The sequence below is a fragment of the Halorubrum sp. SD683 genome (assembly GCF_002135045.1).
Lineage (GTDB): Archaea > Halobacteriota > Halobacteria > Halobacteriales > Haloferacaceae > Halorubrum > Halorubrum ezzemoulense.
In genome coordinates, this window is the sequence record NZ_NEWJ01000099.1 from 1 (window position 1) to 8,667 (window position 8,667).

The following is an 8,667-nucleotide window of genomic DNA, read 5'->3' on the forward strand; positions in this document are numbered from 1 at the left end:
AGGATCGACAGGGCGACCCCGGACGCCACCGCCCGGACCTCGTGGGCGGTCGCCGGGGGTGGCGGCGGGAGTCCGAGCGACGGCGGTGACGGGGACGACGGCGACGATTCTACCGACCCGCCGCCGAGCGGGGCCGCCGGCCCCGCGGAGGCGCGGACGCTCGCCGAGGGATACGCCCGCCACGTGAAAGACCGGATCGAGCGGGAGGCCGGGGTGCCGGCGAGCGTCGGCGTCGCGCCGAACATGTCGGCCGCGAAGGTCGCCAGCGACGCCGACAAGCCGGACGGGCTGGTCGTCGTGCCGCCGGGGTCGGTCGCGGAGTTCCTCGCGCCGCTGCCGACCGCCGACGTTCACGGGGTCGGCCCGGTGACCGAGGGGACGCTGGCGGAGCTGGGCATCGAGACCGCGGGCGACCTCGCCGCGGCCGACCGCGACCGGCTCGCCGCGGAGCTGGGCGAGCGCGGGCCGGAGCTCTCCCGACGCGCCGCGGGCGACGACGACCGGGAGGTGACGCCGACCGGCCTCCCCAAGAGCCTCTCGCGGGAGTCGGCGCTCCCGACGACCGCCGACGAGCCGACCAAGCGCGAGACCGTCTCCGCGCTCGCCGCGGACGTTGCCCGCCGCGCCCGCGAGCGCGGCTGCCTCTACCGCACAATCGGGATCAAGGCGGTCGAGCCGCCGTTCGACGTCAACACCCGCGCCCGGAGCCTGCCCGGTCCCGTGGACGACCCCGACCTCGTCGAGGAGGTGGCGCTCGACCTGCTCGGCGAGTTCGACGAGACCCGCGTCCGCAAGCTGGGCGTGCGCGTCTCCAAGCTCGACTTCGCCGAGACGGATCAGGCGACGCTCGGCGGATTCGAACCGGGGGACGGGCCGGGAGACGGGAGCGACGGCGCGGCCGACCGCCCCCGCGGGTCGGTCGGTCGAACGGCCGGCACCGACGGCGACGGCGGGAAGCTCACCGACTGGGTAGACGGGGAGCCGACCGCGGACGGCGACGCGACGGGGAACGAGGCAGAGCGCCGGACGGGGGACGGACAGGCGTCGCTCGGCGACTGGTCGTGAGCCGCGCCCGACGCGTGTGGATTCATGGGGCGGCCGAAACGATCCGGGGACATGTCCCTCGCTCGTCGCGTCCTCCTCGGCTCGAACTCGAACGGCTCGCCGCGCCGGTACCGACTCCTCGTGCCGCCGCTGCTCTTTGTCGTCTCCTTCGCCGCCTACGGGCTGGGGCTCTTCGCTCACGCCGGCGGGGTGGTGTTCCTCGCGTTCGACGCCGCGGCCCTCGGCGTCCTCGTGACCGCGGGCCTCGCCTATCGAGGGGCCGGGGTCGCGCTCGCGTGGCTCTCCGTCTACGGAGCGCTGCTCGGGAGCAACGCCGACCACTACCTGCTGGGCCTGCCCGGGCGGCCCCTCGCGGAGCGCGTCGCCGCGCTCCTCGGACTCGACGGGCTCGTCTTCGTCGGGGTCGAGGCCCTCGCGCTGGGGACGCTCGCGTGGGTCGCCGGGACCGTCGGCCGTCTCGCGGTCGACCGCGTCCGCGCCGCGTGACCGGCGTGGGCGTGCGACCGGATCGAACGCGCGACGGCCGGCTATTTACGCCCCGAGCGACGACCGCGATCCATGGACGATTCCGCCGACCTCGCGTGGGAGACGCTCGACAGCGACATCGACTACGCCTGCCCCGGCTTCGACGTGCGCCGGGACGAGGTGCGCTTCCCGGACGGCGAGACGGACGGGTTCCACTACGTCGACGAGCCGCCGGCGGTCGTCGTGCTGCCGCTGACGCCCGACGGCGACGTCGTCGTCATCGACGAGTGGCGACAGGCCGTCGGCCGGGTGAACCGCGGGATTCCCGCCGGGACGATGGAGCCGGAAGATGGGGCGGCGGGGGACGGCGGTCCCGCGGGCCGAGAGCCGACGACCGCCGCGGTCGAGCGCGCCGCGGCCCGCGAACTCGCCGAGGAGACGGGGTACGAGGCGGACGCGTTCGAGCGGCTGACGACCGTCGAGCCCACGAACGGGATGGCGAACGCGGTCCACCACCACGTGCTGGCGACCGGCTGCGAGCCGACCGCCGAGCGGGAGCTGGACCACAACGAGTCGATCGCGGTCGAGACGGTGCCGTACGACGACCTGCTCGCCGCGGTCGTCGACGACGAGCTGCGCGACGGGCGGGCCGTCACCGCGGTGCTGTGGTACGAGCTGCTCCACCAGTAGGCGGTCGGGACCCGCCTTCGGCGCCGTCGCCGTTTCGGCACGGCGTCGTGGCGCCGCCGTCTCCGCGCGATATCGCACCGGCGCCGTCTCGGAACGATACCGCGCCGTCGTCGATTCCGACACGGACAACCATTTTGCCGGGCGGCCCCTACGCGGGGCAATGACAGATCCCTCCAGCGGCGACCGGGCCACGGACGGCGGCGTCTCGGACGAGTTCGACGACGTCGGGCCGGACGCCGTCGGCGACGCGGACGGGTCGGGCGGGGGCGCCGGCTCTCCGGGCGTCGCGGTCGCGACGGCCCTCCTCCTCGGCGTCCTCGGCCCGGTCATCGCGCTCGCGAGCGGGGTCGCCGTCTTCGCGATCGACTCGCTGACCGGGGGGCTCTCGCTCGTCGCGAGCGTGGTCCTCACGCTGGTGTTCGGCCAGTACGTCGCGTTCGGCGGGCTCGCGGTCGGCTACCTCGCGTGGCGCGGCTTCGACCGCGAGGGGATCGTCTCGTACCTCGGCGTCCGGGTGCCGAGCCTCAAGGAGATCGGGATCGTCCTCGGCAGCTGGGTCGTGATCTTGATCCTGATCCTCGTGGTCTCGACGATCGTCCAGCTGCTCGGGACGGAGACCGCGGCGAACCAGAGCGCGGAGCTGGCGATGGGGAATCCGGCGATCATCCCGCTGTTCGTCGCCGCGTCGTTCCTCGTCATCGGGCCCTGCGAGGAGATCCTCTACCGGGGAGTCGTTCAGGGGCGCCTCCGCGAGTCGCTGCCGGCCGCCCCGTCGATCGCGCTGGCGGCCGCCATCTTCGCGACCATCCACGTGATGGCGCTGACCGGCGGGCTCTCCGCGCGCCTGACGACGATCTCGATCCTGTTCGTACCGAGCCTCGTGTTCGGCGCGGTGTACGAGTACACCGAGAACCTCGTCGTCCCCGCGCTGCTCCACGGCCTCCACAACGCCGTGATCTTCACTGTCCTCTACGTCACCGTGACGCAGGTGGACCCGAACGAACTGCCGACGGTGCTGGGGTTCTTCCCGGTTTGACCCCGGACGATCGAGCGGCCTCAGTACAGGTCCTCTAGCGCCTCCTCGACGTGCGAGTGCTCCTCGGCCGGGAACTCGCCGCTCGTCACGGCATCCCGGTACGCCTCGACGGCGTCGACCATCTCGCCGCGCACGTCGCCGAACTGCTTCGCGAACGGCGGCGACCACTCTCCGAGCCCGACCGCGTCGTTGATCACGAGCACCTGTCCGTCGCAGTCGGGGCCCGCGCCGATGCCGATCGTCGGGATATCCAGCGCCTCGGTCACCGCGCCCGCGAGGTTCGCCGGCACGTGCTCCAGCACGAGCGCGAACGCCCCGGCGTCGGCGTGGGCGCCCGCGAGGTCGATGATCTCCTCGGCGGCGTCCTGCTCGGTCCCCTGTCGGGTGTAGCCGCCGAGCCGGTTCACGTGCTGCGGGGTCAGGCCGAGGTGCGCCATCACCGGGATCCCGACCTCGGTCATGCGACGGGTCGTGTCGACGGTGTGGGGGCCGCTCTCGATCTTCACGGCGTCCGCGTTCGCCTGTTTTAGGAGTCGACCCGCGTTGCTGACGGACTCGGCCTCGTCGACGCCGAACGAGAGGAACGGCATGTCGGCGACGACCAGCGCGTCCCCGGTCGCGCGCGCGACCGCCGCGGTCCGGCTCGCCACCTCGTCGAGCGTGACGGGGAGCGTGGAGTCGTAGCCAAGGGCGGCGTTGCCCATGCTGTCGCCGACGAGGACGACATCGATCCCCGCCTCGTCGACGATCGCCGCCGTCGGGGCGTCGTATGCGGTCAACATCGTGATCGGATCGTCGCCCTCCCGCAGTCCCCGCGTCGTGGTCATACCTCGGAGTCACCCGCGCGACGCCGTAAAATCGTCGGGAACCGGAAAGGCGGGGCGGCGCGGCCGGGCGGCGGCGCGACCCCGGTACCGCCGCCGACCGCCACCGATTTGCCGCTCGGCCGCCGAGTCGGTCGCGTGCAACCAGTCGAGCGGGCCGAGTACGAGGGGGTGGACTACGCGTGGGTGATGCAGACGACGTTCGTCGTCACCATCCTCGTCGGCGCGCCCGCCGCGGCGCTGCTGTCGACGCTCGTGACGCTGGAGACGTGGGGCGCGCGCGCCGCGTTCGCGGTCCGGGTCGGCGCGCCCATCTGGTTCGTCACCGCGGTCGCCGTCGCGCTGTACGCGCGGCGCGCCGAGGCCGGCGACGGCAGCTCTGGAAGCGACGCCGACGCGAGCGCGGAACGGGACGCCGACGCTGACGCCGGAGACGCCGAGCCGGAGTCTACCGAGCCGACCGACGAACAGACTGACGAGGGGGAGAAGATCGACTGACCCGCGGGCGGCGCGGTGCGAGTCGCTACTCGGCGAGCAGCTCCGAGACCCATGCGAAGTCGACGCCGCCGCGCTCGGCGGTGACCGCGTCGCTCTGCGAGTCGCCGACGAACAGGGTGTCCTCCGGGGCCTCCCCGAGGCGGTTGATCGCCGCGAGCAGCGACGCCGGGTCGGGCTTGTGGCTTCCGACGGTGTCGCGGCCGACGATCGCGCCCGAGACGAGCGCGTCGCCGAGGCCGTGCGTCTCGACCGCGATGCGGCACGCGTCCTCGCAGTTGAGCGAACAGACGCCAGCCGGAGGGTGTGGGTCCGCGGACTCGTCGTCCGCGGTCGCGGCCGCGAGTCGGTCCCCGAGCGGGAGCCGGGTCGACTTGCGGGCGCCGGGGCGCTCGTGGAGCGCGATCGCCTCCTCGACCTTAGCCCGGATCCCGTACTCGTCGGCCGCGCCGAGGAGGCCCCACAGCTCCTCAGTCGGGGGGATGAGGGCGCGCTCGGCGTACACGTCGAGGACCGCGTCGGCGACCGCGTCCCAGTCGACCGCGAGCTCGACGAGCGTCCCGTCGAGGTCGTAGACGACCGCGTCGTAGGCGGCGAACTGAGACCCGTCACCGTCGGTCACTCGCCGAACACCCCGCGGGCGATGATCGTCTTCTGGACCTCGGTCGTCCCCTCGTATATCTCCGTGATCTTCGCGTCGCGGTAGAGGCGCTCGACGTCGAACTCGGTCGTATAGCCGTAGCCGCCGTGGATCTGGATCGCCTCGTTCGTCACCGACATCGCGGCCTCGCTGGCGCGGTACTTCGCCTTCGATGCGGCGACGCGATAGTCCTCGCCCGCCTCCGCCTGCCGGCACGCCTCGCGGACGAGCAGCCGCGCCGCCGACACGTCGGTCGACATCTCCGCGAGCTTGTGCCGGATCGTCTGGATGTCACTTATCGGTCGGTCGAACTGCTCGCGCTCCTCAGCGTAGGATTTCGCCTCGTCGAGCGCCGCCTGCGCGACGCCGACCGCCTGCGCCGCGATGCCGATCCGGCCCTCGGTGAGCGTCCGGAACGCGGCGGAGAGCCCCTTCCCCGGCTCGGTGAGCCGGTTCGCGGCGGGGACGCGGCAGTCGTCGAAGGTGATCCCGGTCGTGTCCGAGGCCCGGAGGCCCAGCTTCTCCTCCTTCTTGCCGACCTCGAACCCCTCGGTGTCGGCGGGGACGAGAAACTGCGTGATCGCGTCGTCGTCGGGGTCGTGCGCCTCGTCGTCGACCTTCGCGAAGACGACGGCCACGCCGCCGCGCTTCCCGTTCGTGATCCACTGCTTCTCGCCGTTGAGCGCGTACTCGTCGGTCTCGGGGTCGTACGTCGCGGTCGTCGACATCTCCGCGGGATTCGAGCCCGCGTGCGGCTCGGAGAGACAGAACATGCCCACCGGGCGGCCCGTCTCCGCCATCTCGGGGAGCCACGTCTCGCGCTGGGTCTCGCTGCCGAACTCGGCGATACAGGAGGTGGCGAGGCAGTGGACCGACAGGGCCGTCGCGACCGCGAGGGACCCGTGCGCCAGCGCCTCGTTGGCGACCGCGTACGTCGTCTTCCCCGCGCCGAACCCGCCGTACGCTTCCGGGACCGTCAGCCCCGTCAGGCCGAGTTCCGCGAGCCCGTCCCACACGTCCTCCGGGAACGTCTCCGTCTCGTCGGCTTCGGCCGCAGTCGGTCGGACCTCCTCGGCCGCGAACTCCTCGACGAGGTCGCGGACCGCCTGCTGTTCGTCGGTGAGCGCCGAGCCGACGCGTGCTCCGGTCATGTCACCGACTTCGGTCCCTCACCGAAAAAGGTGAGCGATCGGCGGGACCGCCCGAGCCGGCGTCCCGGACGGCTTCGGCACCGGCGCCGGTGACGCGCCTACTCCTCCGCCTCGCGCGCCTCCCACAGCGGGTACAGCTCGTCGCGGGGCGGCTCGGCGAGCGGCTCGCCGTCGATTCGGACGGTTCCCGCGGAGCGAGCCGGGTCCGCGGCGTCGCCCGAGTCCGCGGCGTCGCCCGAGCCCGCGGCGTCGCCCGCAGCCCCCTCGACCGAGCCGATCTCCGCGCCGCCGATCCCGACCGCGTCGAGGGCGTCGAGCGCGTCGTCGACCCGGTCCGGCGGGACCGCGGCCAGCAGCGCGCCGGAGCCGAACGTCGCGAGCGGGTCGACGCCGAGCGCGTCGCAGCAGGCGCGCGTCTCGGGGTGGACGGGGACCGCGTCGCGCTCGACGGCGAAGACCGAGTCGCTCGCCGCGGCCATCTCGACGAGGGCGGTCGCGACGCCCCCCTCTGTCGGGTCGTGGAGCGCGGTCGCGGCGTCCCGGACCGCGGCCGCGTCGGGGACGACGCTCACCTCGTCGAGGGAGCCGGCGGCGGCGTCGAGCGTCGCGGCCGGGACGCCGGCCGCGCGGCACTCCTCGCGGAAGTCGGTCGCGAGGATCGCCGTCGCCTCGATCGCCGCCCCCTTTGTGAGAAGGAGGCGGTCGCCCGGCTCAGCCCCGCCGCTCGACACGAAGCGGTCCGTCGTCCCCATCGCCGTCATCGAGCAGAGCGGGCGGTCGAGCGCGTCGAGCACCTCGGTGTGGCCCCCGACGACCGCGCACCCGAGCTCGCGCGCCGTCGCGTCGACCTGGTCGACGACGGTCCGGAGGCGGTCGGGATCGCCGTCGGGCAAAAAGAGCGTGTGCGTGAGCCACCGCGGGTCGGCCCCGCTCGCGGCGACGTCGTTACAGGCGACGTGGACCGCGAGCGTCCCGACCGACTCGGCCGCGAGCGACAGCGGGTCGGCCGCGACGACGAGCGTCTCGGCGGCGTCGACGAGGTCGATCGCGGCCGCGTCCTCCCCGTAGGCCGGCCCCTGCGCCACCGCGGCGTCTGGCGCGCCGGTCGCCGCGAGCGCCGCGGCGAGCGCGTCGGGGCCCAGCTTGCCCGTCATCGCTTCCGGAACCACGCCGCGACGGCCGCGGGGTCGGCGTCGAGGCCGCCGCCCTGCGCGAACGTCGGGCCGCCGCCCCCGCCGCCGCCGAACTCGGCGGTTATCGCGCCGACGATGTCGCCCGCGTCGACGACCGTGTCCTCCGCGGCCGCGACCACGACGAACGGGGCGTCACCCGCGCCAATCGCGGCGAGGGCGTCGGGGCCGTCGTCCGCGTCGGCGTCGCCGCCGACGAGCGCGGTCGCCGGCTCCCGGAGCTCGTTCGGGTCGGCGTCGTCGACGGTCCCGACCGCCCACCGCGCGCCGTCGACCTCGGTCGTCGGGAGGTCGCGCAGGCGGGCGGCGAGCAGGTCCCCGCGCGCCTCGCGGAGGTCCGCCTCCAGCCGGTCGGCCTCCTCGCGGAGGCGGTCGACCGCGTCGGGGAGGTCGCCGACGCGCGCGTCCAGCGTCGTCGCGGCGTCGAGCGCGGCGGCGTGGACCGCGCCGAGCTCGTCGATGGCGGTCGGGCCGACGGCGAACTCGACGCGGGTGACGCCCTCGCCGGGGTTCGACCGGTCCAGCACCGCGATCGGCCCGATATCCGCGGTGTTCTCGACGTGGGTCCCGCCGCAGGCGGCGACGTCCCAGGGGTCGTCGGCGTCGCCGACGGTGACGACCCGGACCGCGCCGCCGCTCATCGCACCCTCCTCCGTTTTCGTGTTGAACGCGATCCCGTCGACATCTCGGGCCGCCTCGGCCGAGTGGGTCGCCCACGAGACGGGCAGCGAGTCCCAGACGGCGCGGTTCGCGAGCCGCTCTAACTCGATCAGGTCGCCGTCGTCTAACGGCTCGGCGGTCGTCAGGTCGACGCGGACCTTCGTCTCGGAGATGTCGAAGCCGGCGTAGCCGAGGTCCTCGGCGATCCGGCGCGCGGCCCCGTACAGCACGTGGGAGGCGGTGTGTGCGCGGGCGCAGTAGGTCCGGAACGCGTCGTCGACCAAGCCCGTGACCTCGTCGCCGGGCGCGAGGTCGGGGTCGGCGTCGGAGTCGAGGGCGTGGACCACGTCTCCGCCCCGTTCGGTCACGTCGTCGACGAGGTGGCCGTCGAGCGTCCCCCGATCGGCGGGCTGGCCGCCGGACTCGGCGTAGAAGTACGTCTCGTCGAGGA

At 73.8% G+C, this 8,667-nt stretch carries 10 protein-coding genes; 5 read left to right on the plus strand and 5 right to left on the minus strand.

Annotated features, from left to right (window positions below; translation table 11 throughout):
• The 4 genes from B9G49_RS15005 to B9G49_RS15020 form a co-directional block, all read left to right on the plus strand.
• On the plus strand, positions 1 to 1,065 hold a 1,065-nt coding region (locus tag B9G49_RS15005; RefSeq protein ID WP_143414723.1), incomplete at its 5' end, for a DNA polymerase IV.
• A 51-nt stretch (positions 1,066 to 1,116) separates the two neighbouring features.
• Complete coding sequence (locus B9G49_RS15010) at positions 1,117 to 1,551, plus strand: hypothetical protein (RefSeq protein WP_049930149.1); 435 nt, start codon at positions 1,117 to 1,119, stop codon at positions 1,549 to 1,551.
• A 72-nt stretch (positions 1,552 to 1,623) separates the two neighbouring features.
• Entirely contained in the window at positions 1,624 to 2,220 is a 597-nt protein-coding gene (locus B9G49_RS15015) for an NUDIX hydrolase (protein WP_086216912.1), read from the plus strand.
• Positions 2,221 to 2,380: 160 nt separating this feature from the next.
• Positions 2,381 to 3,256, plus strand: a complete 876-nt coding sequence (locus B9G49_RS15020; RefSeq protein ID WP_049930147.1) for a CPBP family intramembrane glutamic endopeptidase — start codon at positions 2,381 to 2,383, stop codon at positions 3,254 to 3,256.
• Between the two features lie 20 nt (positions 3,257 to 3,276).
• Here the strand turns inward: B9G49_RS15020 and panB are convergent, their stop codons facing one another.
• A complete protein-coding gene (gene panB, locus B9G49_RS15025) occupies positions 3,277 to 4,083 on the minus strand; it encodes a 3-methyl-2-oxobutanoate hydroxymethyltransferase (RefSeq protein ID WP_086216913.1) in 807 nt (268 codons plus the stop codon).
• Positions 4,084 to 4,218: 135 nt separating this feature from the next.
• On the opposite strand from panB, the gene B9G49_RS15030 reads away from it, so the two are divergent.
• A complete protein-coding gene (locus B9G49_RS15030) occupies positions 4,219 to 4,578 on the plus strand; it encodes a DUF5822 domain-containing protein (RefSeq protein ID WP_086216914.1) in 360 nt (119 codons plus the stop codon).
• A gap of 25 nt (positions 4,579 to 4,603) precedes the next feature.
• Here B9G49_RS15030 and B9G49_RS15035 read toward each other — a convergent pair whose 3' ends face one another.
• The 4 genes from B9G49_RS15035 to B9G49_RS15050 form a co-directional block, all read right to left on the minus strand.
• Positions 4,604 to 5,197 carry an HAD family hydrolase gene (locus B9G49_RS15035; RefSeq protein ID WP_198943845.1) on the minus strand — a complete coding sequence of 198 codons (594 nt, stop codon included), beginning with the start codon at positions 5,195 to 5,197 and terminating at the stop codon, positions 4,604 to 4,606.
• On the minus strand, positions 5,194 to 6,366 hold the full coding sequence (locus tag B9G49_RS15040; protein ID WP_049930144.1) for an acyl-CoA dehydrogenase family protein: 1,173 nt from the start codon (positions 6,364 to 6,366) through the stop codon (positions 5,194 to 5,196). The genes B9G49_RS15035 and B9G49_RS15040 overlap by 4 nt, the downstream gene beginning before the upstream one ends.
• Before the next feature lie 98 nt (positions 6,367 to 6,464).
• A complete protein-coding gene (locus B9G49_RS15045; RefSeq protein WP_086216917.1) occupies positions 6,465 to 7,520 on the minus strand; it encodes an AIR synthase family protein in 1,056 nt (351 codons plus the stop codon).
• The coding region (locus B9G49_RS15050; RefSeq protein WP_086216915.1) for a DHHA1 domain-containing protein at positions 7,517 to 8,667 on the minus strand (1,151 nt) is incomplete at its 5' end. The genes B9G49_RS15045 and B9G49_RS15050, both read right to left, overlap by 4 nt.